The following is a 25,920-nucleotide window of genomic DNA, read 5'->3' as shown; positions in this document are numbered from 1 at the left end:
ACCGAACCGTTCGGTTCAATTAATGTTGACGGTTCGTGTAACCCTGGTGAACACCGCCAGCCCATATCAGGGTGCCCCATCTGGCGATGATGGCCCTAAACGACTGGTATTAAATGATAAAAATGTGGCCGCTGCATCGTTCACGCAATTTCAAGATCGAACCGAACGGTTCGGTTCACAACTTTTCGTGATTGGAAATGGCAACAGGGCCGACCCATTTCGGGGTGGTCCGAGCGACGCGAATTTCCATTAAGGCACGCCACTAGACGGACACGACTTTTGAAATCTGGAGTACCTAAAATGAACAAGATTGCTTTTGCCGCCGTTGCCTTCCTCATTGCCACGGGCAGCGCTTTCGCCGGCAGCGACCACTTCAACCCCAATGATGCCAACCAGTCGGCGGTAACGGCCCCGGCGGGCAACGTCGATCGCACCGTCACCGGCTCSATCAGCAAGTTCGAACAGCGCTTCATCAAGAACGCGCCGAGCTCGAACCAGCAGGAATCCGGCCAGGGCCTCTGGGGCAACCACTAAGCTGGTTCCAGTCCTGACCAATATCTCAACCCAATCATCAACTTTGAATTTGGAGTAACTCAAATGACCAAGATCGCTCTTACCGCCGCCGCCCTGCTTGTCGCCACTGGCGCCGCTTTCGCTGGGTCCGACCACTACAACCCCAACGAAGCCAACCGGCCGGCCGCTTCGGTCGACACCTCGGTCACCGCTTCGATCAAGAAGTCGGACGCGAATGTCCAGAAGCCGGCGGCTCAGGCTCCTGCCCAGGATCTGTTCGGCAACCGCTGAACGGCCCGGTCTTCCAAGACTCTCTCCCAAGACTTCGAAGCGGCGGGCTTGTCCCGCCGCTCTGTTTTTCTGCAGCCGGCTACCCTTGGGCCGGCTTTCCGGGGTTGATCAAGCATTCATCACGAAGCGGTGATGCCTGTAACGACGCCCCTGGTGCCGTCGAAGTGGGAGCAAGGGCCGATAGACGGGGCCGATGCCAGGAAATTCAAGGAGTGGAGCGAGCGGGCGGCACCCGGGCGATTGTCCGAGGCTGTCCCATGCCGATCCACCAGGTCATCGGATCGTCAATCGCGCCCGACCAAACAGCTCAACCCGAAACCAGGAGTATTTGAAATGACCAAGATCGCTCTTACCGCTGCCGCCCTGCTTGTCGCCACTGGCGCCGCCTTCGCTGGGTCGGATCACTACAATCCCAATGAGGCCAACCGGCAGGCTGCTTCGGTCGACACCTCGTTCACCGCTTCGATCAAGAAGTCGGACGCGAATGTCCGGAAGCCCGCGCCCCAGGCCGAGGCCCAGGACCTGTTCGGCAATCGCTGAACGGCCCGGTCTTCCAAGACCCTCTCTTCCAAGACCCTTGAGCGGCGGGACAAGCCCGCCGCTCTGCTTTTCGACAGCCGGCTATCGCCGGGTTGGATCGATCACAAGGATTTGTCATCACAAGCATTTGTAATTGTTTGTCTTTTTCCGGGCCAAATCCAAGCCGAGGCTGCTGTGGTGGCTGAAAAACGGATTGGCCGGGAATAAATCCCGACCGTCGCGGGTCTTGTCGGCAGCGGGGCCATCCTCCCAAGGCCACCGCCCCGACGAAACCAGATGAACAAGGAAAACTGAAATGACCAGGATCGCTCTCACCACTGCCGCAATGCTTCTCGCGATGGGCTCCGCCTTCGCCGGCAGCGATCATGCCGGAAGCAGCCATTATGACCCTAACGATGCCAATCGGCCGACCGCCGGCGTCGACACCAGCCTCACCGCTTCGATCCGCAAGCATGAGGTGGCGAGGCCGGGTGATGTCGACAATTCGATGACCACCGGTCCCGCCGGTTCCAAGGCTTGGCCCGATCCGGGCCAGGGCATCTGGGGCAACTGATTTTCACCCCGAAATGTCAAAGGCGGCGGGCTTGCTCCGCCGCCTTTTGTACTGAGCGGCGACGAAGCGCCAATTCTTTTCTTGCCGGGAGATTGGCGGCGTCGTCTACGCCAGATCCTTCGGCCGAATGCAATGGGTCAGCCGGGCGCCGCGAAAGTCGAGGTCCACCCAATCCTCGTCCAGCGTGAATCGCGCGAGCGCCGCCGTCGGAAACTTCGCTTCGATCTTCTTGAAGACGCTCTCATCCGATCCGGCGCCCGCCAGCCGCAACCCAAACTGCTGCAGGCCGGGATTGTGGCCGATCACGAGCAGGTTGGTTGCCTTGGCCTGCCGCACCCGCGCCAGAATGGTGGCAGGCGCCGCCTCGTAGAGTTCTTCCGCAAATTCCGCCTGCACATGCTTCGGCAGCTCCTGGGCAACCAGCCGCCAGGTGTCGCGGGTGCGCAGCGTCGGCGAGACCAGCGCCAGATCCGGCAGCCAGCCGCGCCGGGCAAGCTCCCGCCCCATCAGCGGCGCCGTCTTCAAGCCGCGCGGGGCCAGCGGCCGGTCGAAATCGGCAAGTGCCGGACCGTCCCAGCTCGACTTCGCGTGGCGCAGGATCAGCAGTTGTTTCAGGAGCATTGACGCCTCTACGGCGTGATCCGCGCCAGCTGTTCGAGGTCGGTTTCTTCGCGCAGTGGATCCGGCGCCATCACCACCGAGGTGGCGTTGTCGGCGTCGTCGGCGAAATGGGCGAGCACGGTGTGGCCCTTTTCCATGCGCGCCTTGCCTTCGGCGACCAGACCGAGCGCCAGCGGGTAGAGCCGGTGTTCCACCTTCAACACCCGTGCGGCAAGCGTATCCTCATTGTCGCCGACCATCACCGGCACCGCGGCCTGGGCGATGAGCGGGCCGTCATCCATCTCGGGCGTAACGAAATGCACCGAGCAGCCATGGATGCGAACGCCGGCGCGGATCGCGCGCGCATGCGTGTCCAGACCCTTGAAGGCCGGCAGCAGGGCGGGGTGGATGTTGATCATGCGCCCCTGCCATTTCTCGACGAGGCCGCGGCCGAGGATGCGCATATAGCCGGCGAGCGCGACGATGTCGGCGCCGAAGCCGGTAAGCGCCGCGTCGATCGCGGCGTCATAGGCATCCTTGCTCGGATGGTCGGCGCGCTGGATGACCTTGGTGGCGATGCCGCGCGACTGCGCGATGCCGAGGCCCGCGGCGTTCGCCCGGTCGGAGATGACGCCGACGATCTCGGCCGGATAGGCTGGGTCGCTGGCCGCCGCAATCAGCGCCGTCATGTTCGAGCCGCGTCCCGAGATCAGGACGACCGTGCGCTTCCTGCTCATAGGCCGATCGAGCCCCTGTAGATGACACCGGCGTCGCGTCGCGGCACGATTCGGCCGATCGGCGTCACGGTCTCGCCGGCTTCCTGCAGCACCGCCGCGACCTGTGCTGCCTGGCCGGAGGCGACGGCGAGGATCATGCCGATGCCGCAGTTGAAGGTGCGCATCATCTCTTGCGGCGCGACGCCGCCGGTCCTTGCCAGCCACGAGAACACCGGCGGCACGTCGATCGCCTCGAGGTCGAGCTCGGCCGAAAAATCCTTGGGCAGCACGCGCGGAATGTTTTCCGGGAAACCGCCGCCGGTGATGTGCGCGAGCGCCTTGATGCCATGCGTGTTGCGGATCGCCTTGAGGATCGACTTCACATAGATGCGCGTCGGCTCGAGCAGCGCCTCGGCTAGGCTGAGTTCCTCGTTGAAGGGCGCCGGATCGCTCCAGGCAAGACCGCTCGTCGCCACGATCCGGCGCACCAGCGAAAAGCCGTTCGAGTGCAGCCCCGACGAGGCGAGGCCGAGCAGCACGTCGCCCTCGACGATGTCGTCGGTCGGAAGCAGTTGTCCGCGCTCGGCGGCGCCGACCGCGAAACCGGCAAGGTCGTAGTCCTTGTCGTGATACATGCCGGGCATTTCGGCAGTCTCGCCGCCGATCAGCGCGCAGCCCGCCTGCCGGCAGCCTTGCGCGATGCCACCGACGATCGCGGCGCCCTGGTCCGGATCGAGCTTGCCGGTGGCGAAATAGTCGAGGAAGAACAGCGGCTCGGCGCCCTGCACGACGATGTCGTTGACGCACATGGCGACGAGGTCGATGCCGATCGTGTCGTGCTTACCGGAATCGATAGCGATCTTGAGCTTGGTGCCGACGCCGTCATTGGCCGCGACCAGCACCGGGTCGGTGAAGCCGGCGGCCTTCAAATCGAAGAGGCCGCCGAAGCCGCCGATCTCACCGTCGGCGCCCGGCCGGCGCGTCGCGCGCACCAGCGGCTTGATCTTCTCGACCATCAGATTGCCGGCATCGATATCGACGCCCGCCTCGGCATAGGTGAGCCCGTTCTTGCGCTTGGCCTTGTCGCCCTTGCTCATCGTCGGCTCGTCCCTGTTGGTCATTGCGGGCTCTTCGCATGAATGGTTTCGGGGAGCAAGGCGCGAGAGCTAATCTCCCTCAAGGGGGAGATTGCTCGCTTCATCGGCTCGCCCTTGCGCCCACCTCCCATCTACCTCATCTTTTCCCCAACAAACAAAGACGACGGGACATCACGTGACCTTTCCCAACATGATCACGATCATGCGGCTGCTGCTCGTGCCCGCCGTGGTGCTGGCCATGCTGCAGTCGCTTTGGGGTTGGGCCTTTGCCGGCTTCCTCGTCGCCGGCATTTCCGATGGTGTCGACGGCTTCATCGCGCGTCGCTGGAACCAGTCGTCCCGCCTCGGCGCCTATCTCGATCCGGTCGCCGACAAGCTCCTGCTGGTCTCCGTCTTCGTCGTCATGGGCTTTGCCGGCGAACTGCCGCTCTGGCTGGTGGTGACCGTGGTCTCGCGTGACGGGCTGATCGTCTGCGCGGTGCTCTTGTCCAGCGTGATGAGCCATCCGGTCGAGGTGAAGCCGCTCTTTGTATCGAAAGCCAACACCGCCGCGCAGATCGTGCTGGCGGCGCTTGTGYTGGGCGAACTTGCCTTTTCCGTGCATCTCGGCCCGTTGCGGACCGCGCTCATATTGCTGACCGGGGTCTTGACCGTGGCTTCGGCCGCAGCCTATCTCGTGGCTTGGCTAAGGCATATGAGCGGCTATGGCGAAGGCTCCCGGACGAGCAACTCCCAAACCGGCGACATCAAGTCGGGCGACACCAAGTCGGGCATCGGCAAATCAGGCGGCTCAAGCACGGACGTCTGACGATGATGGCGCGGTGATCGCCGTTGAGGACGGCTCGGGCGGACTTCGCCGCCAGGTCTTCTTCTGGCTGGCGACGGCGGTGCTGCTGGCGCTGTTCCTCTATGTCTTCTCGGGCATCCTCCTGCCTTTCGTCGCCGGCATGGTGCTCGCCTATTTCCTCGATCCGGTCGCCGACTGGCTGCAGCGGCTCGGCCTCTCGCGCCTCATGGCGACGGTGGTGATCCTGATCGCTTTCATCGTCGTCGTGGTGCTGGCCTTCGTCATCCTGGTCCCGGTGCTGGCCACGCAGATGGCCGATTTCGCCCGCAAGCTGCCAGAATACCTCACGCGCCTGCAGTCGCTGATCACCAGCTTCGACCCGAAATGGCTGGAACAGCGTTTTGGCGTCAACGCCGCCGGCCTGCGCGACGGGCTGAACTCGCTCTTGACCTCCGGCTTCAGCCTGCTCACCACCGTCTTCACCTCGATCTGGAGCTCGGGCGTGGCGCTGGTCTCGGTGGTCAGCCTGTTCGTCGTCACCCCGGTCGTCGCCTTCTACATGCTGCTCGACTGGGACCGCATGGTGGCCGAGGTCGACGGCTGGGTGCCGCGCGACCATGTCGAGACTGTGCGCGCGCTTGCCCGCGACATCAACACCGCCACCGCCGGTTTCGTGCGCGGGCAGGGCACGCTATGCCTTGTGCTCGGCGCCATGTACGCCACCGGGCTGACGCTGACCGGATTGAACTTCGCCATCCTCATCGGCTTCTTCGCCGGGGTGATCTCCTTCATCCCCTATGTCGGCTCGCTGACCGGGCTGGTGCTCGCCGTCGGCGTCGCCTTCGTCCAGTTCTGGCCGGACTGGACCATGGTGGTGCTGGTAGCCTGCGTGTTCTTCGTCGGCCAATTCATCGAGGGCAACATCCTGCAGCCCAGGCTGGTCGGAAAGAGCGTCGGCCTGCATCCGGTGTGGCTGATGTTCGCGCTGTTTGCCTTCGGCGCGCTGTTCGGCTTCGTCGGCCTGTTGATTGCCGTGCCGGCCTCGGCGGCGATTGCCGTGCTGGTGCGCTTCGCCATCGCCCGCTACCTCGAATCGCCGCTCTACAAAGGCCATGCCGCCCAGCCCGTGCCGCCCTTGCCGGCCGATCGCGGCGGCGGCCATCGCTCGACGCGGGGCTGAAATGGCTGCTCAGCCAGCAGATACGCCGCGCCAGCTGCCGCTCGATCTCGGCCACGGCACCGGCTATTCGCGCGACGAGCTCGTCGTCTCGGGCACCAACGCGCAAGCCGCATCCCTGATCGACCGCTGGCCGGATTGGCCGTCGCCGGTGGTCGTGCTGGCCGGGCCGCCGGGCTCCGGCAAGACGCATCTCGCCCGCATCTGGCAGGATCGCACGCATGCCGTCGCCATCGATCCCGGCCGCATCGGCGGGCACATTGCCGGGCTCGGCGTCAGGCCGGCGCTCATCGACGACATCGACAAGGCGGCGATCGACGAGCAGGGCCTTTTCCATCTGATCAACGCCGTGCGCGGCGCGGGTTCGACGCTGCTGCTCACGGCGCGGCGTTTCCCTTCGGCCTGGCGCGTCGCGCTGCCCGACCTCGTCTCGCGGTTGAAGGCGGCGGCGACGGTCGAGATCCACGAGCCCGACGACCTGCTGCTCGCCGGCGTCATCACGAAGCTCTTCGCCGACCGTCAGGTCGAGGTCGAGCCGCATGTGGTGCAATATCTGGTACGCCGCATCGAGCGCTCGCTAGGTACCGCCATGCGCGTCGTCGAGCGCCTCGATCGCGCAGCCCTCGAACGCAAGACGCCGATCACCCGCGCCCTGGCCGCCGAGACCGTCAGCGCCATGGACGAAGGGCAGGGCGAGTTCGATATCTGATGTTGCCCGCCAGTGACATCAGGAACGCTTGGTGCTATTGATGATATCAGTGATATGGGACTGATATCAATGGGTGCTGTTACAATCAGAAATCTTCCGGAGGAGACGCATCGCGCCTTGCGTGTGCGCGCGGCCATCAATGGCCGCAGCACCGAAGCGGAAATCCGCGCCATCCTTGAGGATGCCGTTCGACCGGAGGGGCGTGTCAGGGTGGGCACGCTTTTGTCCGCCATCGCTCGGCGGGCGGGCGTGACGGACGAGGACGTTGAAGCACTTGAACAAGCCCGTGAGAAAAACCCGGCTGAGCCGCCGAAATTCGAATGATTCTCCTGGACACCAACGTCGTTTCGGAGGTGATGAGACCGCAGCCTAATCCCGCGGTCCTGGCCTGGCTGGACGACCAGGTCGCCGAGACACTCTATCTGTCCAGCGTCACGCTGGCGGAAGTGCTGTTCGGCATCGAAGCTATGCCCGCCGGCCGGAGAAAAAATGCGCTTGCTGAAACCTTTGCCGGGGTATGCACAATCTTCGATCAGCGCATGCTCGTCTTCGATGTCGAGGCGGCGCGCCGCTATTCCAGCCTTGCTGCAAAGGCGAGAGCCGCCGGAAAGGGGTTTCCGGTGCCTGATGGGTACATCGCAGCTATCGCCGCCGCGAAAGGCTTTCAGGTTGCTTCGCGTGACACGGCGCCGTTTCATGCGGCTGGCGTGTCCGTGATCAACCCGTGGAAGCCTGCGGCCTAGCTGTCCCATTCCGGAACAGTCTTTCCGGCATCACTCTTGCAAAGCAGACAGTGCCGGCTGATCCCGGTCCCGGTCGCGTTCCAGATCGGGTTGTAGGCTCGCCGGGCTCGAGGTGTTGGGGTTCTCGCCCGGCGGGTTTACCGTTCGGCGGCTTGAAATGGGCCAGGTCCGCGCACTCTTGAGCCGGTCCCGCAGCTTTCGCCATTTTCGCCACCACCTTGGCTTGGGCTTGCGCGGGATCAGGACCATCTTGCCGTCGATGACGGCGTCGTCCACCCAGTCATGTACCTGCATGCGCCAACCGGCGGTGACGCGGGCAAGCAGGGGCAGCGGATCCTCGCCCGTGATCCGCACTAGGTCCGGTTCCTTCAGCACGAGGCGGAAATCGAATCCCTGGGCAATGAGCGCGCGCAGGAACACGATCTGGCGCTCCATGCGATGGAAGTCGGTGCCCTTGCGATTGACCATCGTGCGGGCGCCAATCCACTGGTGCAACCGTTCACCGGATAGCATTTCGCCCGGTGGTCGGAAGGAAACCTGTTGGCGCCCGTCCTCAAGGCGGCTCGTCGGCGCCATCGGATACCAGAAGTCAAGCGGCGTGCGGATCGGCACGCTGACGCCTACTGCTGCAAGCGCGGCCTCGCTCGCGCCGCGCCGGAGGCAGATCGCGCTCTGCGCCGTGAATCCCAGTCCCGCAACCGCAGCAAGCTGCCGCCGCCATCGCAAAGGCGGCGTTGACGCGGTCGCCTATGAGAGGAGACCACAAGTCGCGCGGCACCCATTTCAGCCGCTGCCCGGCAACATCCACGACGACGATGATGTCGGTGTGGCGCCCCAATTGTCCCTGTGGAGGGGCGCCACGGCCACGGCTGTCACGATATGCGCCTCTCCGGCTAGGCTCATTGGGCCGCGCCGCCGGCCTGGATGTCTTAGGGAAGAAGCGATGGTCGGAGTGGCGTGATTCGAACACGCGACCCCCTGATCCCAAATCAGGTGCGCTACCAGGCTGCGCTACACTCCGACGTCCCGCGGCGTATAGGGGGCGGACGCTTGGAAGGCAACACAAAAACGGCAGGCCCTGACCCGAACCGATGCCGCGGTGTTGAACGGCACCGGCGACTATTGGTCCGTTCCGACCGGCGGCGTGACGAAGGCCTGTCTGAAGTCGATGCTGGAAGCCTTCGCGACCTCGGTGGAGACCGTCGCCACCTTCTTGGATAAATGACGACCGGGCTTCCGCTCAGCGCTTCTGGCCGGCGATCTTCCTGGCGATCGCGGCGCCCTGGATTATTGCGTTGGCAAAGCAGCCGCGAATGYTCGGCCGCATGCCGGTGAACCAGAGTCCGGGCAGCTTCGGATCGTTCAAGGCGCCGTTGAACAGCGGCACGCTCTTGGCGTCGAGCACGCCAAGCCCACCCAGCATCGTCTCCAGCCCGGTGCGATAGCCGGTGGCGGCAATGACGACGTCGGGCGCGATCGTCTGGCCATTGTCGAGCACGACGCCATCGGGCCTGAATTCGCGCAGTTGCGGCACGACGATGATACGCCCGGCCTTGATGGCTTCGACCGCGCCGTCATCTGCGGCGATTGCCGTATAGTCGGAACCGAGCCGGCTGGCGCCGCCTGCCGGGGCAGGCGGCAGGCCGTATTTCGTCAGATCGCCGAATACCAGGCGCTGTGTTGCCGCCATGGCCGCGTCAGCGAGCCTTGTCGGCAGGCTGGCCATCAGCGGCGATATGCGGTGTACGGCGATCTTGCGGATGCGTTTGGGCAGCAGCGAAGGTCCGTTGCGCGCCGAAAGCCACATCTGGTTCGTCTCGACGCCCGAAAGATGGTTGAGCGCATCGAAGCCGGAATTGCCGGCGCCGACCACCAGCACCTTCTTGCCGGCATAGTCGCTTGCCTTGCCGAAATCAGCGGAGTGGATGATCAATCCCGAAAAATCCTCCATGCCCTTCCAGGCCGGAATGAAGGGTTGCCGGTCGCGCCCGGTGGCGATCACCACATACCGCGCCGCCATCAAGCCCACATTCGTCCGCAGCAGCCAGTGGTCGTCGCGAAATTCGATCTTGTCGACCCCGACACCGAAGGCGATCGGCAGCCGGTGCGTTTTGGCGAAATCGTTGAGGTGACGGATGACGGCGCTGCGATGCGGGAAAGCCGGCGTCCCTGCCGGATAGGAAACGCCGGGCAGTGCGGAAAGGTCGCGATGCGTGTTGAGATGCAGATTGTCGTGACGGCGATGCCAGGGCTCGGCCAGCCGCCCCTCGCGTTCCAGGATTTGCACCGTCACGCCGGCCCCGGCCAGCGCGTGCGCGGCGGCAAGCCCTGCGGCGCCCGCGCCGATGACAATCGCTCCGTCCAGTATCGCTGGCTCGCCGACCCCCGACGGCAAGACTTTCGCTTCCGCGCCCATTCGTGTCTTTATCGTCGTCATCATGCCTTCAAGTGGCACGATCATGTAACTGACATATGCCGCCCACCGGCCAAAAGGAATAGGTGGCTGTTGCAAAAAACCTCCGGCATTGTGTCGCGGATTACAAGCGCCGGCTAATGAACCGGGTCGGCGTGGCGATGCACCAGCTTGAAGGCGCCATCCTCCAGCCGGAACACCTCCGTCACCCRCAAGGTCATCTCGGTCGCCTCGCCGTTCCTGCCCATGCGTGTTTTGGCATGCTGCAAGCCGGTCCAGAAGGCCAGATCGCCGCTTGCCGACGCTTGCAGCACCTCGAGGTCTGTGCTGCCACCCTTGTGGAAGCTCGCGGCGTCGCGTTCGTAGCGGCCCGCAACCGCCTCGGCGCCTTCGACATGGTCGCCGCGCGGCGAGAAGAATGTCGCCGGCCCGGCATGGGTGACGATCGCCTTCAGCGAGGTGGCATCGCCGTTGACATAGTCATCGGCGATCTTCTCACGCTGCTTCATGAAGGCATCGAAGGACGAGCCGCCGGGATGCACCCTCCTGATCCAGGTTTCCAGGCCGGCCATGAAATTCTCGAGGAAGGCGGCGGTGTCGGCATTGGTAACGGCGCCCTTGTCGTCGAGCAGGTCCGCGACATTGCCGATATAAGCCTCCGGCTGCTGCATCACCGGCATGTCGAGGAAAACGAAGGTCTGCCGAAGCGCCTGGTTGGAGCCGAAGGCGCCGATCTTGCTCGGGCTGACGCTGACGACCCCGGCGGGCAGGCCCTTGAACACGTTCTTGCCCGGTGGCCGCGAGCCGACATCGAGCGCATTCTTCAGACAGCCCGGGACCGAGCGGTTGTATTCCGGCGTGACGAACAGCACCGCGTCGCATTCGCGTATCGCCGCGCGGAAGGCCGACCACTCCGCGGGCGGGCGGTCGCCATCCAGATCCTCGTTGTAGAGCGGCAACTCGCCGATCTGGACGAAGCGGCAGCGCACCGAATCCGGCGCGCGGGCGGCCAGCGCCTTGGCGATCTTGCGGCTGAAGGATTGGGCGCGCAGGCTGCCGACGAGCACGGCGAGCTGCAGGACGGCATGTTCTGTTGCATCGGTCATGGCGAAACGTCCGTTTTGGTGGCTCACAGGGAAGGCCGGCAGGGCTCGGCCCGCCTGACGTTTCGATAATGTCGGCAGCCGAGCGAGGTTCCCCGCGCGGTCGCGGTCGCGCCTCGGCGCTTGCGGCCTTGCCGCCGCGGTGATTGCACAGTAATGACGGGTTGGCGCGAGGTTCAGGCTCCCGATGGGACCCTGGAATGGCGCTGAACAACGGTGCCCGGTCTTCGGGCGGCAAAGAGGTGGTCATGTCCGCGCGCATTTTCAGTCCAGCCAAAACCGCGATGCAATCCGGCAAGGCCAAGACCGGATATTGGGTGCTGGAATTCGACCCCGCCCAGCGCAAGAAGATCGACCCGCTGATGGGCTACACCACCTCGGGCGACATGCTGAGCCAGGTGAAGCTCACTTTCGACACGAAGGAAGAGGCGGTCGCCTATGCCGAGAAGGAAAAGATCGCCTATCGCGTCGAAGAGCCGAAGGAGGCCAAGCGCCGGCAGATTTCCTATTCGGACAATTTCCGCTATGACCGCAGGACGCCCTGGACGCACTGACTTTCGAGTCTTGCCCCACGCGGCATGAATGACCAGCCGGCTTGGCCGGCCGACGGTCCCGTAGCTCAGCTGGATAGAGCACCGGCCTTCTAAGCCGATGGTCGCAGGTTCGAATCCTGCCGGGATCGCCAGTTTATTCAGGGTCCGTTCCGGACACATAGGTTACAGTCTATACCGGAGACATGGGTAACACTTTTGGCCCGAAGGCCTTGGTGGGCAACGGTTCCGCCGGAGTAGGGCGGCGAGTCTGCTGCGGTGGAGATCATGCCCCGATCTACCGAAGTCTAGGCTGTGAATATTTCTGGCCCGGTGCAACATTCTTACGGACCGCGATCCTCTTTGCTATGATACGGCCTTCTCGTTTTCGGCAGGGGGCGAGACACGGCCAGTTGGAATGCACGGGTGCGCCTGGGCAGTTCGAGGGCTATGTCGCTGCGCGCCGAGGTGAGTTTCAAAGTGTCGACTTTTTCGAAGTGGTTGAAGGACGTTCGCCACTATCTGCCTGAGAACGCGTCCGTGGGGCGCCACACCTATGGCGTGACATGGCGAAAGATCCTTTACTGCTCGAAGGATACTCCGCTGAGGATCGGAGCCTTCTGCTCTGTCGCTCGTGAGGTGCTTTTCATGTGCGGCGGGCAGCATCTGACCGACAGTGCGACCTCCTTTCCAATCTACAGCCGCATGCTGGATCAGCGCGACCCGGTTCCGAACGCAGGCAGGCCCGGCGGGATCACGATTGGCAATGATGTCTGGATTGGCTATCGCGCCATAATGCTTCCAGGCATCGAAATCGGCGACGGTGCGGTCATCGGCGCAGGCGCAATTGTCACCAAGGACGTGCCGCGCTATGCCGTCGTCGGTGGATCTCCAGCCAAGCTGATCAGATATCGCTTTCCGCAGGATATCATCTCGAAGCTGCTGGACATCCAGTGGTGGCAATGGGACGACGATAAGATCAAAAGCGAGGCGGTCACCCTCACCGGTCCGATCGAGACTTTCATTGCCAAGCATTTTGTGGCGGGCGCCGGGGTGAAGCACGCGGACTAGCTAGGCCGGCAGCAAAATGACGAAATCCTGTTTCTTTCTGGCGGCGGATGCCAAATACTTTCCTTATGCCTGCCTGGCGGCGCGTCGGGTACTGGACGTTTCCCCATCGATAGACGGCTTTATCCTGCAAATGAACGTCGGCGCGGCCGATCTTGCCGCAGCGCGGCGATTGCTCGCCGATCGCGTCAGCGTAATCGATCTCTCGCAGATGATGCAAAATGTGCGCTTTTCCCCCGGCCATCTGAGCCTCGCGGTTTATATGCGGCTGTTCGTGGATGAGATAGCCGAGTTCGCTCCGTACGGCAGGGTTGTCTATTTGGACAGCGACGTGCTCTTCAACCGGTCGATCGTCGACCTGATGGAAACCCCGCTGAACGCGCCGCTTCTGGCGGCCCATGATGTTCAGTCGTATTTCGAGCCGGGATATCGGGAGCGCCTTTCCATGCAGCCCGGTGCCCCATATTTCAATTCTGGCGTTCTTTTGCTCGATCTGCCTTGGATCAGAAGAGATGGCCTATTGGCCACGGCTCGGCACTTTGCCTCGCTTCGCGTCAACGGACTCGATCAAGGCGCGTTGAACCTTGCATTCGAAGGCAAATGGCAGACCTTGCATCCTTCATGGAACGCCATGACCAACTACAGTTGGCAGATACCGTTCGACAGCGCCTTTGCCCGACACTTCAGTTGGGGCAAGCCTTGGGACAAGGTGCCGCTCGGCGTCGAACGCGCCGCTCTCGGCATCTATCGCGACTTGGCGAGCGGCACGCCTTGGGAGGCTGTCTTCAAGCGCCGCGTTCCTTTCGAGCGCGGCCAGATTAAGCGTTTCATCCGGCGTTTTGACAAGGTCGGTAGTCTTCTGACCAACCGTGAGCGCCTTCGCCGTCGCGCCCGCTACGACGGCAGGAAGGTGTACGAAATCTACGCCCGGCAAGCGGAAGAAGGTGCGATGGCGGCACAGTTTCCCGAGGTGCTTGGCGGCTTTGGCTGAAGCATCCGCCGCCGCGGCCTGTGGATAATAACCAGCCGTTTACCACGTCTCGGTGCTCGCGTTGCGGCCTGCCGGCCGACTCGCCGAAATGAAAGCGCCTGAACCCGTCAGGCAACCCCGAAGCCAGCGGCCGGCGTTTTCATGTATCCACGGGACGCGTGCTTGAACGCGTTCCAAGTATGCGTCGGCCGTCAGCGCGCCTCCATTGAAAACGCAAGCCCGCCGCGGCAATGGGAAACCGCGACGGGCTTGGTGACGCACCTCATAGGGCGCCAGGGGAAAATCGGGGCTACGCCAGCAGGCCGGCGACCTTGGCCGCTTTGCGCAGCGTCTTGCGGGCCTCCACCGGACTGCGCAGGCCGTCGAGCGCGTCGCGGCAGACACGGCTCGCCGAGCGCCAGGCGCCGTCGCGCGCCTGTCTGGGCCAGCGCTGGTCGAGGCATTCCATCGCTTCGAAGCAGCTCGAAACCTTGCGGTGGCCGTTTGGCTGGAAATCGATCACGACCGGCTCGGAAAACCAGACATCGTTCATCACTTCCTCCGTTCTTATGATCGTCTTTTGAGCAAGCAATCGGCGCCGGATGGCGCCCGATGCGGATCCGCGATTGCGGACCCGCGCGTTAACCAACCACCGGGCGTTAGGTTCCGAAGAATTTCAAGGCTGGGACACCCCGGGAAGCGTGTGAGCGACTAGCCTCGGCGCCCTTCGCCGTAGCTTCCGTCGGGGGTTGCATAAAAACAAAGAGATAGAGCGATCCGCTTTACGACGGGCAGTGCGTCCGGATGGGCTCTTGGGCCGGCCGATCCGCGATTGCGGATGGTCGAAAATAGCGTGACCAAAGTCACTGCCGCACCCTCGCGGGCGGCGCTAATCAATCCGGCAGGCTGATGAAACGCGGGAAGACCTCTCATGCTTATCGCCGTGCTCGCATCCACCATGACCGTTGCCACCTTGATGGCGACCGCTTTCGGGCTCTACGAGGAAGCGCGACTGAACCGCTCGCAGGCTGAAACGGATCGTCCGCGCGCGTTTCGAACGGAGCGTCGGTTTCCCGTCAAATGGCGCGATCGGTAGGTCCGACACCGCCAGGCATGTTCACTCCGCTTCAGCTGGCCATGTGCATCTTTCGCGCCGGAATCCTGCTGTCTCCGGCGGCGTTGGCGGTGCTGGCTCTTCTATGGCTTTACTATCGATAGGCCGGCTTGTAGAGCGCCGGGCCCGCCACAGCCTATTCCACCAGCACATGCGCTTCGCGCGCGGCTACGATGAAGGCCTCCCTCGCGTTGTCCGCCGCAACGTCGCCGCGGATCGCCCGCCGGCAGGCGCGCAGGGCCGCGCCATGCAGCGCGCTGCCGGCATCGCGCCATTGGCCGGTCAACAGTTCGACGGCCTGTTCGGCGTTGGATATGTGGCGGATCGAGCCGGAAAGCCCGACGGCCACTTCGACCGGCCTGGAAAACCATCCCTGGATCATCGCTAAACCTCCCGAACTATATCGGATCACGATACATTTTATCGCGGAGTTGCGTCGCGAAACGTCAACTTAACGTGAAGCCGTTTCACGAATGCGGCTCAGCTTGCTCATCTTCCAAGCGGCTTCCGTGAAAGCTCGATCAGTTCCGCTTCGTCGGTGATGCCCGCCATGTAATTGGCGATGATGCGCGAGGCGCGCGCTTCCTTCTGCTCGGCAGTCTCGCCTTCGAAATTGCCGTTTTCGTAGACACGGCCAAGCATGGCCGTTTCATCGGGATTGAACGTGTTGCGTACGACGGACATGGCTTCCTCCTCGAGCCCGGCCCCTCTTGCCTGGCTAATAATAGCACGCTTCGAGATTGGGAGTGAGTCGCGGCAAGGTCGTGGCCGAAGTCTTTTCAGCCGGGCACGCCGGTTGCTGTCTTCCTTGCTTACGGCTCGCCGCTGTTTTGCCGGCCTCGTTATATTCTTGCCGAACGAGCGCTGCGCTGATACGCATTAGCAGCGCGGAATTTTTCCGAGTCTCCATTGACTTGAGCCCAGAAAAAGCGCCGCGCGTTCTGTCCGAGACCAGCAACCCCGACGTGGTGGCAACCGGGTTACGAAAGGGTTCTGGTCGAAAAGAAGCAGGGCAGGTCCCGCGTCCAAACCGGGGCAGGCTCATCAACGCTCTGGAACCCTGAAGCCATTGCCCCCATGGCCTTCGGAGGAGCCTGAACCATGGGGAAATCGATGGTTACCAAGAAACTTACCGCCAACGCAGAAAGCGCGGCAGCCTTTCTTGCGGTGATGGGCAACGAGAAGCGTTTGCTCATCATGAATTACCTCGCCGAGGGCGAACTCTCTGTCGGCGTGCTCGCCGACAAGGTCGAACTCAGCCAGTCAGCGCTGTCGCAACACCTGGCCAAACTGCGCAGGTTTGGCCTTGTCGAAACCCGCCGTGATCGTCAGATGGTCTATTATTCCTGCAAGTCTTCGGCAGCGCGCGAACTTTTGGCGTTGCTTGACGGCCTGCTGGCGATGAACAAGCCGCTTGCCGGACCGGCAAGGCAGGCCTTCGTCGAGAGGATGCGGCGGCCGCAGGCTGCCTGAACGGACTGCTACGCACGGACGAGGCCGGGGGGCCTTCGTCCGGTGCGGCGCTTCGATGGCGCAGACTGCGCACAAGCGGGCCGCATCGCGACGCCGCCCACGTTCCTTAAACTGCTCTGGCCATGCCGCTCGCCGCGCGGTTCATCACGTTTCTTTGAGAGGCGGTGCTTCGAAGCTCGGTTCTCGCTGCAAATTTCTGATAATAAAGGGTTTTCTTGTTCTGGCCGGTCCCGGCACAGCCGAAGATTACAGATTTGTAAGTCGCCTGGCCGGGCGCTGTTGGCTAAATTTCGAGTCGATCCACACCCCCGGATCATGACGGCGCCGAGCTTCCACTTCGGCCCCGTAAGAGGCTCGCCGATCACGGCGGGCCTCTTTCGTTTTGGGGCCCCGTGCCTTGCCGCGCTCACCAATGCATGTCGCCCAGAAGTGCGCGGCGATTCTGGACAACGACATGCATCAAGCACAGGCCTGAGGCGCGTCGCCTGAATCCGTTCCAGCGCGACGCGCTTTAGGAGCAATCCCAGGAAAAGTGTGAGCGGTTTTCCGTCCGGAATTGCGTAAAAACAACGGGATAGAGCGGTTCGCCGTTTCCGTGAAACGCTCTGGCGCGATCACCGCCTTTGGTGTCGTCGGGAGCTGCTGTCCGGTAATCTGGACTCTCGATTCCCCGTCACCTATCGTCTCGCTTGGTTCACATTGCGCAATGCTCCATGCCGGGCTCCCGATCCGAGAAGCGGCGGGCAACGTGGCATTCTTGATCTTCGGTGCTGACGATGTTCGGTACGCAAAAAGCCAGGGCCGCTTCGCGCCTGTTGGTGACCCACTGGGACAATGGCACCCGTCTCGATGCGATACCCGAGACGGTGCGGCCGCAAACGCGTTCGGAAGGCTATGCCGTCCAATCGTATGTGATGGATCGCTCGACGGCTCCGCTTTTCGGCTGGAAAATTGCCGCCACCAGCCTGGCGGGGCAGAGGCACATCAACGTCGATGGTCCGATGGCGGGGCGACTGCTGGCGGAGAAGGCGGTCGAGGTCGGCGGGGCCGTTTCGCTGGCGACAAGCAGGATGCGCGTGGCCGAAATCGAATTCGCCTTTCGCTTCGGCCGCGCCCTGAAGCCACGCGCCAAACCCTATGAGATTGCCGAGGTGATGGATGCCGTGGCGACCCTGCACCCGGCGATCGAGATACCGGACTCTCGATATGATGATTTCTGCGCGGTCGGCGCGGCGCAACTCATCGCGGACAATGCCTGCGCCAACCTGTTCGTCATCGGCGAGGCCGTGGAAGACGGTTGGCGCGATGTGGATCTGGCGAGGCACCCGGTGGTCGGGTTGTCACCGGGAAGTCGCGTCACGACGGATCGGGAGCGGCTGTGCTGGGCGATCCCCGGATCGCCCTTCAATGGATCGTCAACGAATTGTCGGGCCTGGGCATCGCGCTGGAGCCGGGGCAGGTGGTGATAACCGGCACCTGCGTCAAGCCGATAGAAGTCGAGCCGGGCGATGAAGTCACCGGCGACCTGGGCAGGTTCGGTCGCGTCTCTGTCAGGTTTGTCTGATCAGGCCTTCACGGCGCGCTGCCTTGTGACGACGCTGCGCACGGCGAGCACCAGAACGGTGATGATGATCAGGATCACCGAGAGCGCCGCGATCGCCGGGTCGATGTTGTCGCGCAGGCCCATCCACATCAGGCGCGGCAACGTGATCGCGTTGACCGAGGTGATGAACAGCGTCACGCCGATCTCTTCCCAGGAGAGCACGAAAGAAAGCAGCGCCGCGGTGACGAGGCCGAACTTGATGTTGGGTATGACGACGCGCGTCGCACGCTCCCACACGCTGGCGCCGAGGCCGCGCGCGGCAAGATCGATGCGGCGATCCAGCTGGCTCAGCGAGACCAGGATCAGCACCGTGGCAAAAGGCACCGTCATCACCGAATGCGCCATGGCGACGCCGAGCCAGGTGTCGTAGCCGAAGAACGAGGTCAGGCCGGAGACCGAGGTGAGCAGGAAATAGAGCGTCACCGCAGAGACCACCGGCGGCACCACCATCGGCAACAGCACGAAGCCGACCAGGGCGGCGGTGAAGCGCGGCTGGAACATCCAGACGCCGAGGCTGAAGGTGAGGGCAAGCGCCGTGGAGAGGATACTGCTGACGACGCCGATCCTGAGCGAAAGCAGGATCGAGTCCAGCCAGCGCGGATCCTCGATCAGCGAGCGGTAGTGGCGCAGCGACAGTTCGCCCGTCGGCATGGTCAGCATGCGGCTCGGCGTCAGCGACACCGGGATGACGGCAAGCAGCGGCATCAAAAGGAACAGCGCCACCAGCACGGCGAGGATGAGCGAGACGGGGCCGGGGCGATAGGTCGGCATCGCGCTACACCAATTGCTTCGGTTTGACGTAGCGGAACAGCAGCGCCATCAGCGCGCCGACGAACACCACCAGCACGACGCTGATCGCCGCGCCTAGCCCCCAGTCGGGGCTCTGGAAGATGCGCAGGTAGATCAGCTCCGCGATCATGACGGAGCGGCCGCCGCCGAGGATTGCCGGCGTGACGAAGAAGCCCAGCGAGAACACGAAGGTGATCAGCGCCGAACCGATGATGCCGGAGCGCGTCATCGGCACGAACACCGTCCAGAAGGTGCGCATGCGGCTGGAGCCAAGCCCGCGCGCCGCGAGCAACACGCGCTCGTCCAGGCTGCGCATGGCGGACGCCAGCGGGAACACCGCGAAGGGGATCAAAAAATGCGACATGCCGACGATGACGCCGAATTCGTTGCGCACCAGGGTCAGCGGCTCCGAGATGAAGCCGATCGATTGCAGCCAGGTGTTGATCAGGCCGCGATTGGAAAGCAGCGCCACCCAGCCGAAGGCGCGCGTCAGCACCGAGATCCAGAACGGCACCAGGATGCAGAATTCGGCAAGCACGCGCTGCACCGGTGAGCCGCGCACCCACACGACGGTGATGGCATAGGCGGCGGTGACGGAAACCACGGTGACGATCGCCGCGATGCGCAGCGTGCGGATGAACACCGACTGCACCAGATCGTCGGTGAGCAAGGCGTGGTACTGGCCGAGCCCGGGCGTCGGCAGGGTAAAGCTCCATTTCACCACGCCGAGGAACGGCCATGCATAGGCAAGGATCAGGAACAGGAGCAGCGGCGCCATCAGCAGCGCCGCGCCCGTCCTGTCGGAGAGGGTGCCTCTCATCGGTCTGAAAATCTCGGCAGAGCATTTTGCAGCCAAGTGAAATCACTTGGCGTCGCACAAATGCGACCAACAAAAAGACAGAGCGGGATGCCCCAATCCATCAAAATGCATCCCGCTCTCAGGCCGAGATGATCTTGGTGTATTCGTCGAGCGCTGCGCCGTAATTCTTCGCGTACCACTCCATGTCGAGCGGGATCTGCTTCGACATGTTCGCCGGATCGACAGGGTTGATGCGCTTCTTGTCGGCCGGGATCAGCGCGTCCGCCGCTGGATTGGCCGGACCCTGTCCGAGCTTGTCGAACATCACCAGTTCCTTCTGCGGGTCCTGGGTGCTGGCGATGAATTTCATYGCCGCTTCCTTGCCGCCGGGATTGTTCTTCAAGACGGCCAGCGCGCCGGGCGAGATCAGGCCCTGATCCCAGATGAACTTGATCTGGCCGCCCGAGTCCTGCTCGATCAGCGAGGCGCGGGTCGACCACACGATCGCCATCGAGGCCTCGCCGTTGAGCAGAACGCTCTGGCTCTCGGCGCCGCCGCCCCAATAGGAGACGACGTTTTCCTTGAAGGCGGCGATCTTGTCATGCGCGCGCTTGAGGTCGAGCGGATAGAGCGACGCCGGCGCGACGCCGTCGGCAAGAAGGGCGGCTTCCCAACTCGACACGCCCCATTTGTAGAGCGAGCGCTTGCCCGGGAATTTCTTCACGTCGAAGAAGTCGGCCATGCCGGTCGGCGCGTTGGAGCCGAATTTCTGCGAGTCGTAGGCGATGACATAGGAGAAGAAATAGGTGGACGCGGCATATTCCCAGCCGAAGCCCGGCCGCATCTTGCTCTTGTCGACGATCTTGTAGTCGATCGGCTCGAGCATGCCCTGGCCGCCGAGCGTGATGGCCGAGAACGGATCGACGTCGACCAGGTCCCAGGTCGGCGCGCCGCTCTTGAACTGCGCGGCGATCGCGCCTTCGGTCGGGCCCGAGCCGTCCATCTTGACCGGGATGCCGGTGTCCTTGGTGAAGGCCTGGCCGTAGGCTGCGTCATAGGCGGTGATGGCGTCGCCGCCCCAGTTGACCAGCACCAGCCCTTTGGTTTCGGCATGGGCGCCGGTCGAACGCAGCAGCATCGGCGTGCCGGCAAGCACGAGGCCGGCGAGCTGCGCGAACTGCCGGCGTGAGATCTCGCCGCGCTTGGTCCGCTCGGCCAGCGATTCGATCATTTGTTTCTTCGTGTCGTTCATGTCAGTTCCCCTTGTTGTCGTTGATTGAACCGAAAGCCGATGCGGCGCTTTCAGGCCGCAGCGGCAGTGCTTACTGTCCTCCGTCCGGAAGGAGGAAGCCCTTTTCCGCTGGCCAGGTCAGCCAGACCGAATTGCCTTTGCTGAGTGCCGCCGCAGCCACCTCGTTCGGCACCGAGACGGTGACCTTGGCGCCCTGGCGGGTGGTAAGGTCGAGCTTGGTTGCAGCACCCAGGTAAGTTGAGGCGACAGCCGTCGCGGCGATGCCGTTCTGATTGACCGACGCTTCCGGCGCGATCGACATGTCCTCGGGACGGATGGCGAGGATCGCGTCGCCTTTGATCGTTTCCGCCTTGCAGCGCATGTTGACCGCGCGGTCTTCGCACAGCCCGGTGGCGCCATTGTCGGCGGGGCGCACGCCCTTCACCGGAAGCATGTTGATCTCGCCCAGGAACTCGGCGACGAAACGGTTGGCGGGGCGGTCGTAGACCTCGTCCGGCTTGCCGACCTGCAACAGCTTGCCGTGATTGAAGATGGCGACGCGCGACGACAGCGCCAGCGCCTCGCTCTGGTCATGGGTGACGAAGACGAAGGTGGTGCCGGTCTCCTGGTGCAGCCGCTTCATCTCGGCCTGCATCTGGCCGCGCAGGCTCTTGTCCAGCGCCGAGAACGGCTCGTCGAGGAGCAGCACGCCCGGCTCGAACACCAGAGCGCGGGCCAGCGCCACGCGCTGCTGCTGACCGCCGGAAAGCTGCGCCGGCAGCTTTTTCTCATGCCCTTTGAGGCCGACGCGCTCGATCATCTCGCCGACGCGTTGCTTGATTTCGGACGTGGACTTCTTACGCACCTTGAGCGGGAAGGCGATGTTCTGCTCCACGCTCATATGAGGGAACAGCGCATAGCCCTGGAACACCATGCCCGCGGCGCGCTGCTCGGCCGGCCGATTGGTGATGTCGACGCCGTCGCTGAAAAGCTTGCCTTCGCTCGGCTGCACAAAGCCGGCCAGGATCATCAGGAAGGTGGTCTTGCCGGAGCCTGAGGGCCCAAGCAGCGTCAGGAACTCGCCGCGGCCGATATCGAGCGACAGATTGTCGAGCGCCCGGAACGAGCCGAAGCTCTTGCCGATCCCGTTCGCCTTGATTTCTGCGGCCCGGCCGGGTTGCTGCATCCTGGCTCTTTCCTCAGTTCCCAATGAAATCGTAGGCATGGCTGCGGCTCACCGCAACCGAATAGTTTTCGCCTGATCGGCAAATTTGATTCACGGGTGGAGGGAGAGGGGCGTCGCTGGAACTGCAAATCTCCCCCCTTGCGGGGGAGATGCCCGGCAGGGCAGAGGGGGGTGCTGTCCCGCCAGCGTAGAAACTGGAAAGCGCTGAATTTTCGGAAGATGGCAATCGCCACCCGGGGTATCCGGAAATGTCGGCGTTCCGTCACACCCCCCTCTGTCCTGCCGGACATCTCCCCCGCAAGGGGGGAGATCAGCTCTCCGTCGCCCCACTCAATCCGCCTAAACCCTGCTCTCCGACAGCTTCGCCCTCAGCCAGTCGCCGAAGGCGTTGAGCACCGGGTGCCCCGCCTTGGCGTGTTCGAAGACGAGAAAATAGGAGCGCGGCGATGGGACGGTCGCCTCGAAAGGCTTGACCAGCCGGCCTTCGCTCAGCGCCTGGCGGCCGGTCAGCTCGTCGCCGAGCGCAATCCCTTGGCCGGCGATAGCCGCCGAGAAGACGAGGTTCATGTCGGAAAAGAAGATGCCGCCTTCGGTGTCAGGATTTTCCACCTTGGACAGCGCCAGCCAGCGCGCCCAGTCCTCTGTGTCGGAAAGATGCAGCAGGCTGGCGCGCAGCACGTCGGCGGGCTTGGAAAAGCCGCCGACCTTGTTGAGCAGTCTCGGGCTGCAGAGCGGCGTGAAAGAGACTTCGCAGAGCAGCTCCACGGCCCGGTTCGGCCAATTGCCGACGCCGAAGGCGATGAAGGCGTCGGCATCCGGATTGCTGACATCGTCGAGCCGCCGCGGCGTGAGCACGGAGAGCGTTACGTCCGGATACATCTGCTGGAATTCGCCGATATGGGTGCAGAGGAACATTGAGGCAAAGCCCGGCGGGCAAGAGATGGCGAAAGAACCGCCGACGCCGGCGCCGCTGTTCTGGGTTCTGGCATCGCCGAGCACGGTCAGCGCCTTGCGGACATCCGCCGCGTAGCGCTGGCCGCGCGGCGTCAGCGCCACGCCCTTGCCGATGCGCTGCAACAGATCGAAACCGAGGTCGCGTTCGAGCAGCCGTAGCTGATGCGAAACGGCGCTGCGGGTGAGATGGAGCTCGTCGGCGGCGCGCCACACGCTGCCGTGACGGGCAAAACTGTCGAGGGCGCGCAGCGCCTGCGTGGACGGTATTCGCAAGAGGCCTCAGGTGAACCGAATTTGCACGAACCGGGAAAACATATCACTTTTTGATGAGCCGCTTCACTGCTTTTCTTGGACCATGGACAAACCGGCGACGAGTTCCGCGCAAGAAACCGCGCTTGCCACGATCGACAGCATCCAGCCGCTGCTGTCGGCCTGGACGCGCACCATCTTCGATTTCGGCGAGACCGCCTGGCGCGAGTACCAATCGGCCGCCTGGTATGTGGAGCGGCTGAAGCGCGAAGGCTTTTCGGTCGAGGAAGGCTCGGGCGGCATGCCGACCGCCTTCTGCGCCCATTGGACGAATGGCGACGGGCCGACGATCGGCATGTATGGCGAGTACGACGCCGTGCCCGGCAATTGCCAGGACGCCGCGACGGTGAAGCGGCCGCGGTCCGGTCTGGGCTTTGAGGCAGGCGGCCACACCGATCCGCATTCGGGTCTCGGCATCGGCAGCCTCGGTGGTCTTCTGGCCACCAAGGCGGCAATGCTGGAGCACGGCATCAAGGGTACGCTGCGCTTCACCGGCGAGCCGGCGGAGAAGGTGAGGGGCTCGAAGCCGATCCACGCGGCAAAGGGCTATTATGACGGCCTCGCCGGCATGATCTCCTTCCATCCCTTCTATATGCTGCCGCTCTGCAATACGGCGCGCTGGGATACGCATTGCGGCGCCGGCTATTCGATGATCTACCGCTTCGTCTGCGACGAGCCCGAGAACTGGACCCGCGCGGCAAGCGACGCAGCACCCATCCCGCAGGCGCATTCGGCGGTCAGGGCGCCCGGCGCCAACGACGCGCTGATGATGATGTATATGGCCTCCAAGGCGCTGCGCGATTCCATGCTCACCCATCAAGGCGGCTGGTCGATCAGCGAGGCGATCCTGACGGCAGGCCAGGCGACCGCCGACAATCTCCCGGCCGGCCTGGCTGAAATCCAGTACATGATCCGCGTGCCGACCATTGGCATGGCCGAGCAAGTCACTGCCGTGCTCGACCGCAACGCCGAAGCCGCCGCCCGTATGAGCGGCTGCCGCTACGAGCGCCACTGGGTGTCGAAGTCGCGGCCCGGTCTCGCCAACCACGCCATGGCCGACATCACCTATCAGGCGCTTTCCGCCGTCGGCGCGCCGCAATGGAGCGAGGAGGCGAGGGCGATTGCCCGCGAGGTCCAGGTCAATGCCGGCGGCGAGGCGACCGAGAACCCCTTCGTCGACGAGCTGGAGCGGCTGATTTCGCCTCAAGAGGCCGAAGCGATCCTGCGCCGCGACCTGCCGCCCTCGCAGGTGAATTCGACCTCGGACGACTACACCGACATGAGCTGGCACGCGCCGACGTCGCGCTTCTACATAGCCCGTCCGGCGCTGCGCGCGGTCAAGGGCCATACTTATCCGTCCTGGGCGATGAACGCGCTGGGCGGCATCTCCGCCACCATCGATCCGATGGTCACCTGCGCAGCCAAGACCGTCGCGTTGACCGCGCTGCGCCTGCTGGAAGACAAGGCTGCGCGCGACGCCGCCATGGATGAGTTCGTAGAGCGAACCGGCGGCGGCGTCGGCGGCTCGAACTGGATCGCGCCGCTTTGCGACTACGAACCGCCGATCAATTTCCGCTGGCCGGAATATGTCACCACGCCGCGCGGGCGCGACTGGTGGATTCCGGCCGCTTCCACCGCATGACAACAAAACCGATCGAGGAGAACACCATGACCGTCCATGACCGCATCGTCGCCGAGCCGTTCTCACTGCAGCGCCGCAACCCCAATGGCGGCACCAAGCCGCTCACCGCCTGGGGCTTCGCCAACGAAACCGACGTGTTGACCGACGTGCTGCTCGGCTCCCCCAATTTCCTCAGGCATTTGTCGACCAGCTCGCTGTCCAGAAAACATCTGCGCGAGGCGCCCTGCAACGTCCAGATCGCCCAGGCGCAGCACAAGGACCTCGTCGCGGCCTACGAGCATTTCGGCGTCAACATCCACTGGCACGAGCCGACGCCGGAACTGCCGATGCAGGTCTATTCGCGCGACTCCAGCGTCATGACCCCCTACGGCGCCTTCATCACCGCCATGGCCAATTGGTGGCGGCGCGGCGAGAACTACGCCGCCATCCGCACCTATGAGAAGCTCGGCATCCCGATCTACGACATGGTGACGGCCGGCACCTTCGAGGGCGGCGACTTCAACGTCATCGAGGAGGGCGTGGTGCTGATCGGCTGCGGCGGCGCGCGCACGCAGGAAGAAGGCGCCCGCCAGGTGCAGGACTGGTTCGAGAAGGAAGGCTGGGAGACGCGGCTTGCCTTCATCGACGAATATTACGTCCATATCGACCTGATGGTCGTGCCGATCGCCGAAAAGCTCACCGCCGTCTGCCTCGCCTGCACCGAGCCCGGCATCGTCGACTGGCTGAAGGGCAAGGGCCACGAGATCATCGACGTGCCCTTCCAGGACACGATGGCGCTCGGCTGCAACTTCATGTCGCTCGGCAAGGACAGGGTGATCGCGCCGACCTCCAGCAAGACGCTGATCGAGAAGCTGAAGGCGCAAGGCTTCGAGGTCGCGGCCGTCGACATGAGCGAGATCTCCAAGACCGGCGGCGGCATCCACTGCATGGCGCAGGCGCTGAAGCGCGTGCCGGCGTAACGGGCTTTCAAGTCCGAGACCACCGAAGGGGAACACCTATCCCCCTGGCCG

At 63.7% G+C, this 25,920-nt stretch carries 31 protein-coding genes, 2 tRNA genes and 2 pseudogenes; 19 read left to right on the top strand and 16 right to left on the bottom strand.

The features are described 5' to 3' along the window. Positions 1-300: 300 nt before the first annotated feature. The 4 genes from LCM4577_RS30595 (at position 301) to LCM4577_RS30580 (ending at position 1,897) form a co-directional block, all read left to right on the top strand. The gene (locus LCM4577_RS30595; protein ID WP_071074587.1) at positions 301-534 is read left to right on the top strand and encodes a DUF680 domain-containing protein; all 234 of its coding nucleotides are present in this window, start codon (positions 301-303) and stop codon (positions 532-534) included. A 63-nt stretch (positions 535-597) separates the two neighbouring features. Beyond that, entirely contained in the window at positions 598-804 is a 207-nt protein-coding gene (locus tag LCM4577_RS30590; RefSeq protein WP_041010800.1) for a DUF680 domain-containing protein, read from the top strand. A gap of 333 nt (positions 805-1,137) precedes the next feature. Beyond that, positions 1,138-1,344: a DUF680 domain-containing protein gene (locus LCM4577_RS30585; RefSeq protein ID WP_041009182.1), complete on the top strand. Its 207-nt coding sequence runs from the start codon at positions 1,138-1,140 to the stop codon at positions 1,342-1,344. A gap of 295 nt (positions 1,345-1,639) precedes the next feature. Further along, positions 1,640-1,897 carry a DUF680 domain-containing protein gene (locus tag LCM4577_RS30580; protein ID WP_040988316.1) on the top strand — a complete coding sequence of 86 codons (258 nt, stop codon included), beginning with the start codon at positions 1,640-1,642 and terminating at the stop codon, positions 1,895-1,897. A 105-nt stretch (positions 1,898-2,002) separates the two neighbouring features. Here LCM4577_RS30580 and LCM4577_RS30575 read toward each other — a convergent pair whose 3' ends face one another. The 3 genes from LCM4577_RS30575 to purM are packed head-to-tail and all read right to left on the bottom strand — an operon-like array spanning position 2,003 to position 4,310. Then, positions 2,003-2,518: a histidine phosphatase family protein gene (locus LCM4577_RS30575; RefSeq protein WP_071035807.1), complete on the bottom strand. Its 516-nt coding sequence runs from the start codon at positions 2,516-2,518 to the stop codon at positions 2,003-2,005. An 8-nt stretch (positions 2,519-2,526) separates the two neighbouring features. After that, positions 2,527-3,234, bottom strand: coding sequence for a phosphoribosylglycinamide formyltransferase (gene purN, locus LCM4577_RS30570; protein ID WP_071074586.1), 708 nt, complete (start codon positions 3,232-3,234; stop codon positions 2,527-2,529). Beyond that, complete coding sequence (gene purM, locus LCM4577_RS30565; RefSeq protein ID WP_071074694.1) at positions 3,231-4,310, bottom strand: phosphoribosylformylglycinamidine cyclo-ligase; 1,080 nt, start codon at positions 4,308-4,310, stop codon at positions 3,231-3,233. Before purM ends, purN begins: the two co-directional genes overlap by 4 nt. A gap of 175 nt (positions 4,311-4,485) precedes the next feature. Between purM and LCM4577_RS30560 the strand changes: the two genes are divergently transcribed. The 5 genes from LCM4577_RS30560 (at position 4,486) to LCM4577_RS30540 (ending at position 7,726) form a co-directional block, all read left to right on the top strand. Beyond that, on the top strand, positions 4,486-5,118 hold the full coding sequence (locus tag LCM4577_RS30560; RefSeq protein ID WP_083354911.1) for a CDP-alcohol phosphatidyltransferase family protein: 633 nt from the start codon (positions 4,486-4,488) through the stop codon (positions 5,116-5,118). Further along, the gene (locus LCM4577_RS30555; RefSeq protein ID WP_116390219.1) at positions 5,015-6,277 is read left to right on the top strand and encodes an AI-2E family transporter; all 1,263 of its coding nucleotides are present in this window, start codon (positions 5,015-5,017) and stop codon (positions 6,275-6,277) included. The genes LCM4577_RS30560 and LCM4577_RS30555 overlap by 104 nt, the downstream gene beginning before the upstream one ends. A 1-nt stretch (position 6,278) precedes the next feature. Beyond that, positions 6,279-6,983, top strand: coding sequence for a DnaA regulatory inactivator HdaA (gene hdaA, locus LCM4577_RS30550; protein ID WP_041009186.1), 705 nt, complete (start codon positions 6,279-6,281; stop codon positions 6,981-6,983). A gap of 69 nt (positions 6,984-7,052) precedes the next feature. Beyond that, the gene (locus LCM4577_RS30545; RefSeq protein ID WP_041009750.1) at positions 7,053-7,307 is read left to right on the top strand and encodes a FitA-like ribbon-helix-helix domain-containing protein; all 255 of its coding nucleotides are present in this window, start codon (positions 7,053-7,055) and stop codon (positions 7,305-7,307) included. After that, positions 7,304-7,726 (top strand): type II toxin-antitoxin system VapC family toxin, encoded by a 423-nt coding sequence (locus LCM4577_RS30540; RefSeq protein ID WP_041009188.1) that lies wholly within the window; start codon positions 7,304-7,306, stop codon positions 7,724-7,726. The genes LCM4577_RS30545 and LCM4577_RS30540 overlap by 4 nt, the downstream gene beginning before the upstream one ends. A 30-nt stretch (positions 7,727-7,756) precedes the next feature. Here LCM4577_RS30540 and LCM4577_RS30535 read toward each other — a convergent pair whose 3' ends face one another. Both LCM4577_RS30535 and LCM4577_RS30530 read right to left on the bottom strand, forming a co-directional pair. Next, entirely contained in the window at positions 7,757-8,338 is a 582-nt protein-coding gene (locus tag LCM4577_RS30535) for a hypothetical protein (RefSeq protein ID WP_131803314.1), read from the bottom strand. Between the two features lie 332 nt (positions 8,339-8,670). Then, positions 8,671-8,747 (bottom strand) — tRNA-Pro (locus tag LCM4577_RS30530). An 81-nt stretch (positions 8,748-8,828) separates the two neighbouring features. Between LCM4577_RS30530 and LCM4577_RS30525 the strand changes: the two genes are divergently transcribed. Next, entirely contained in the window at positions 8,829-8,951 is a 123-nt protein-coding gene (locus tag LCM4577_RS30525; RefSeq protein ID WP_274534989.1) for a hypothetical protein, read from the top strand. Between the two features lie 15 nt (positions 8,952-8,966). On the opposite strand, the gene LCM4577_RS30520 is transcribed toward LCM4577_RS30525, so the two are convergent. From LCM4577_RS30520 to LCM4577_RS30510, 3 genes and pseudogenes are all read right to left on the bottom strand, one after another. Then, positions 8,967-10,142, bottom strand: a complete 1,176-nt coding sequence (locus tag LCM4577_RS30520) for an NAD(P)/FAD-dependent oxidoreductase (protein WP_071074583.1) — start codon at positions 10,140-10,142, stop codon at positions 8,967-8,969. 134 nt (positions 10,143-10,276) lie between these two features. Then, positions 10,277-10,648 (bottom strand): nuclear transport factor 2 family protein, encoded by a 372-nt coding sequence (locus LCM4577_RS30515; protein WP_244508485.1) that lies wholly within the window; start codon positions 10,646-10,648, stop codon positions 10,277-10,279. Between the two features lie 36 nt (positions 10,649-10,684). Beyond that, positions 10,685-11,245 (bottom strand): annotated as a pseudogene (locus LCM4577_RS30510) (NADPH-dependent FMN reductase); the annotation flags it as partial. A gap of 245 nt (positions 11,246-11,490) precedes the next feature. On the opposite strand from LCM4577_RS30510, the gene LCM4577_RS30505 reads away from it, so the two are divergent. The 4 genes from LCM4577_RS30505 (at position 11,491) to LCM4577_RS30490 (ending at position 13,831) form a co-directional block, all read left to right on the top strand. After that, complete coding sequence (locus tag LCM4577_RS30505; protein WP_041009755.1) at positions 11,491-11,796, top strand: ETC complex I subunit; 306 nt, start codon at positions 11,491-11,493, stop codon at positions 11,794-11,796. A 54-nt stretch (positions 11,797-11,850) separates the two neighbouring features. Beyond that, positions 11,851-11,927: transfer RNA gene (locus tag LCM4577_RS30500), tRNA-Arg, on the top strand. Positions 11,928-12,222: 295 nt separating this feature from the next. Further along, a complete protein-coding gene (locus LCM4577_RS30495; protein WP_052458102.1) occupies positions 12,223-12,843 on the top strand; it encodes a CatB-related O-acetyltransferase in 621 nt (206 codons plus the stop codon). 16 nt (positions 12,844-12,859) lie between these two features. Then, the gene (locus LCM4577_RS30490) at positions 12,860-13,831 is read left to right on the top strand and encodes a glycosyltransferase (RefSeq protein WP_071074581.1); all 972 of its coding nucleotides are present in this window, start codon (positions 12,860-12,862) and stop codon (positions 13,829-13,831) included. 289 nt (positions 13,832-14,120) lie between these two features. On the opposite strand, the gene LCM4577_RS30485 is transcribed toward LCM4577_RS30490, so the two are convergent. Beyond that, positions 14,121-14,363 (bottom strand): DUF982 domain-containing protein, encoded by a 243-nt coding sequence (locus LCM4577_RS30485; RefSeq protein ID WP_040988328.1) that lies wholly within the window; start codon positions 14,361-14,363, stop codon positions 14,121-14,123. Positions 14,364-14,741: 378 nt separating this feature from the next. On the opposite strand from LCM4577_RS30485, the gene LCM4577_RS30480 reads away from it, so the two are divergent. Continuing rightward, positions 14,742-14,906, top strand: a complete 165-nt coding sequence (locus tag LCM4577_RS30480; RefSeq protein ID WP_157900518.1) for a hypothetical protein — start codon at positions 14,742-14,744, stop codon at positions 14,904-14,906. Positions 14,907-15,060: 154 nt separating this feature from the next. Here LCM4577_RS30480 and LCM4577_RS30475 read toward each other — a convergent pair whose 3' ends face one another. Further along, positions 15,061-15,306, bottom strand: coding sequence for a DUF982 domain-containing protein (locus tag LCM4577_RS30475; RefSeq protein ID WP_040988331.1), 246 nt, complete (start codon positions 15,304-15,306; stop codon positions 15,061-15,063). 107 nt (positions 15,307-15,413) lie between these two features. Beyond that, positions 15,414-15,608, bottom strand: coding sequence for a hypothetical protein (locus LCM4577_RS30470; protein ID WP_040988333.1), 195 nt, complete (start codon positions 15,606-15,608; stop codon positions 15,414-15,416). A gap of 429 nt (positions 15,609-16,037) precedes the next feature. On the opposite strand from LCM4577_RS30470, the gene LCM4577_RS30465 reads away from it, so the two are divergent. Then, the gene (locus LCM4577_RS30465) at positions 16,038-16,397 is read left to right on the top strand and encodes a helix-turn-helix transcriptional regulator (RefSeq protein WP_041009196.1); all 360 of its coding nucleotides are present in this window, start codon (positions 16,038-16,040) and stop codon (positions 16,395-16,397) included. A gap of 776 nt (positions 16,398-17,173) precedes the next feature. Continuing rightward, positions 17,174-17,961, top strand: a pseudogene (locus tag LCM4577_RS30460) (2-keto-4-pentenoate hydratase). Here LCM4577_RS30460 and LCM4577_RS30455 read toward each other — a convergent pair. The 5 genes from LCM4577_RS30455 to LCM4577_RS30435 all read right to left on the bottom strand — a co-directional run bounded on the left by LCM4577_RS30455 (position 17,962) and on the right by LCM4577_RS30435 (position 23,232). After that, positions 17,962-18,771, bottom strand: coding sequence for an ABC transporter permease (locus LCM4577_RS30455; protein ID WP_071074580.1), 810 nt, complete (start codon positions 18,769-18,771; stop codon positions 17,962-17,964). Between the two features lie 4 nt (positions 18,772-18,775). Continuing rightward, positions 18,776-19,609, bottom strand: a complete 834-nt coding sequence (locus tag LCM4577_RS30450; RefSeq protein WP_041010837.1) for an ABC transporter permease — start codon at positions 19,607-19,609, stop codon at positions 18,776-18,778. Positions 19,610-19,727: 118 nt separating this feature from the next. Then, positions 19,728-20,840: an ABC transporter substrate-binding protein gene (locus LCM4577_RS30445; protein ID WP_071074579.1), complete on the bottom strand. Its 1,113-nt coding sequence runs from the start codon at positions 20,838-20,840 to the stop codon at positions 19,728-19,730. 70 nt (positions 20,841-20,910) lie between these two features. Further along, complete coding sequence (locus LCM4577_RS30440; RefSeq protein ID WP_041010839.1) at positions 20,911-22,005, bottom strand: ABC transporter ATP-binding protein; 1,095 nt, start codon at positions 22,003-22,005, stop codon at positions 20,911-20,913. 339 nt (positions 22,006-22,344) lie between these two features. After that, entirely contained in the window at positions 22,345-23,232 is an 888-nt protein-coding gene (locus tag LCM4577_RS30435) for a LysR substrate-binding domain-containing protein (protein WP_040988345.1), read from the bottom strand. A gap of 82 nt (positions 23,233-23,314) precedes the next feature. Here LCM4577_RS30435 and LCM4577_RS30430 point away from each other — a divergent pair, with 82 nt between their 5' ends. Further along, positions 23,315-24,910 (top strand): peptidase M20, encoded by a 1,596-nt coding sequence (locus LCM4577_RS30430; RefSeq protein ID WP_071074578.1) that lies wholly within the window; start codon positions 23,315-23,317, stop codon positions 24,908-24,910. 26 nt (positions 24,911-24,936) lie between these two features. Beyond that, on the top strand, positions 24,937-25,869 hold the full coding sequence (locus LCM4577_RS30425; RefSeq protein ID WP_040988460.1) for a dimethylarginine dimethylaminohydrolase family protein: 933 nt from the start codon (positions 24,937-24,939) through the stop codon (positions 25,867-25,869). Positions 25,870-25,920 lie beyond the last annotated feature (51 nt).

The organism is Mesorhizobium sp. LCM 4577 (assembly GCF_001854795.2).
Classification (GTDB): domain Bacteria; phylum Pseudomonadota; class Alphaproteobacteria; order Rhizobiales; family Rhizobiaceae; genus Mesorhizobium; species Mesorhizobium plurifarium.
This window is presented reverse-complemented; position numbering and strand designations above follow the sequence as displayed.

Excerpts from the sequence above, each read along its gene's own strand:
- LCM4577_RS30540 (WP_041009188.1), top strand. The coding sequence starts at position 7,304 with ATGATTCTCCTGGACACCAACGTCGTTTCGGAGGTGATGAGACCGCAG.
- LCM4577_RS30580 (WP_040988316.1), top strand. The coding sequence starts at position 1,640 with ATGACCAGGATCGCTCTCACCACTGCCGCAATGCTTCTCGCGATGGGC.
- LCM4577_RS30455 (WP_071074580.1), bottom strand. The coding sequence starts at position 18,771 with ATGCCGACCTATCGCCCCGGCCCCGTCTCGCTCATCCTCGCCGTGCTG.
- LCM4577_RS30590 (WP_041010800.1), top strand. The coding sequence starts at position 598 with ATGACCAAGATCGCTCTTACCGCCGCCGCCCTGCTTGTCGCCACTGGC.
- LCM4577_RS30575 (WP_071035807.1), bottom strand. The coding sequence starts at position 2,518 with ATGCTCCTGAAACAACTGCTGATCCTGCGCCACGCGAAGTCGAGCTGG.
- LCM4577_RS30425 (WP_040988460.1), top strand. The coding sequence starts at position 24,937 with ATGACCGTCCATGACCGCATCGTCGCCGAGCCGTTCTCACTGCAGCGC.
- LCM4577_RS30480 (WP_157900518.1), top strand. The coding sequence starts at position 14,742 with ATGCTTATCGCCGTGCTCGCATCCACCATGACCGTTGCCACCTTGATG.
- LCM4577_RS30470 (WP_040988333.1), bottom strand. The coding sequence starts at position 15,608 with ATGTCCGTCGTACGCAACACGTTCAATCCCGATGAAACGGCCATGCTT.
- LCM4577_RS30505 (WP_041009755.1), top strand. The coding sequence starts at position 11,491 with ATGTCCGCGCGCATTTTCAGTCCAGCCAAAACCGCGATGCAATCCGGC.
- LCM4577_RS30440 (WP_041010839.1), bottom strand. The coding sequence starts at position 22,005 with ATGCAGCAACCCGGCCGGGCCGCAGAAATCAAGGCGAACGGGATCGGC.
- LCM4577_RS30555 (WP_116390219.1), top strand. The coding sequence starts at position 5,015 with ATGGCGAAGGCTCCCGGACGAGCAACTCCCAAACCGGCGACATCAAGT.
- purN (WP_071074586.1), bottom strand. The coding sequence starts at position 3,234 with ATGAGCAGGAAGCGCACGGTCGTCCTGATCTCGGGACGCGGCTCGAAC.
- purM (WP_071074694.1), bottom strand. The coding sequence starts at position 4,310 with ATGAGCAAGGGCGACAAGGCCAAGCGCAAGAACGGGCTCACCTATGCC.
- LCM4577_RS30475 (WP_040988331.1), bottom strand. The coding sequence starts at position 15,306 with ATGATCCAGGGATGGTTTTCCAGGCCGGTCGAAGTGGCCGTCGGGCTT.
- LCM4577_RS30490 (WP_071074581.1), top strand. The coding sequence starts at position 12,860 with ATGACGAAATCCTGTTTCTTTCTGGCGGCGGATGCCAAATACTTTCCT.
- LCM4577_RS30430 (WP_071074578.1), top strand. The coding sequence starts at position 23,315 with ATGGACAAACCGGCGACGAGTTCCGCGCAAGAAACCGCGCTTGCCACG.
- LCM4577_RS30485 (WP_040988328.1), bottom strand. The coding sequence starts at position 14,363 with ATGAACGATGTCTGGTTTTCCGAGCCGGTCGTGATCGATTTCCAGCCA.
- LCM4577_RS30465 (WP_041009196.1), top strand. The coding sequence starts at position 16,038 with ATGGTTACCAAGAAACTTACCGCCAACGCAGAAAGCGCGGCAGCCTTT.
- hdaA (WP_041009186.1), top strand. The coding sequence starts at position 6,279 with ATGGCTGCTCAGCCAGCAGATACGCCGCGCCAGCTGCCGCTCGATCTC.
- LCM4577_RS30545 (WP_041009750.1), top strand. The coding sequence starts at position 7,053 with ATGGGTGCTGTTACAATCAGAAATCTTCCGGAGGAGACGCATCGCGCC.
- LCM4577_RS30450 (WP_041010837.1), bottom strand. The coding sequence starts at position 19,609 with ATGAGAGGCACCCTCTCCGACAGGACGGGCGCGGCGCTGCTGATGGCG.
- LCM4577_RS30585 (WP_041009182.1), top strand. The coding sequence starts at position 1,138 with ATGACCAAGATCGCTCTTACCGCTGCCGCCCTGCTTGTCGCCACTGGC.
- LCM4577_RS30495 (WP_052458102.1), top strand. The coding sequence starts at position 12,223 with ATGTCGCTGCGCGCCGAGGTGAGTTTCAAAGTGTCGACTTTTTCGAAG.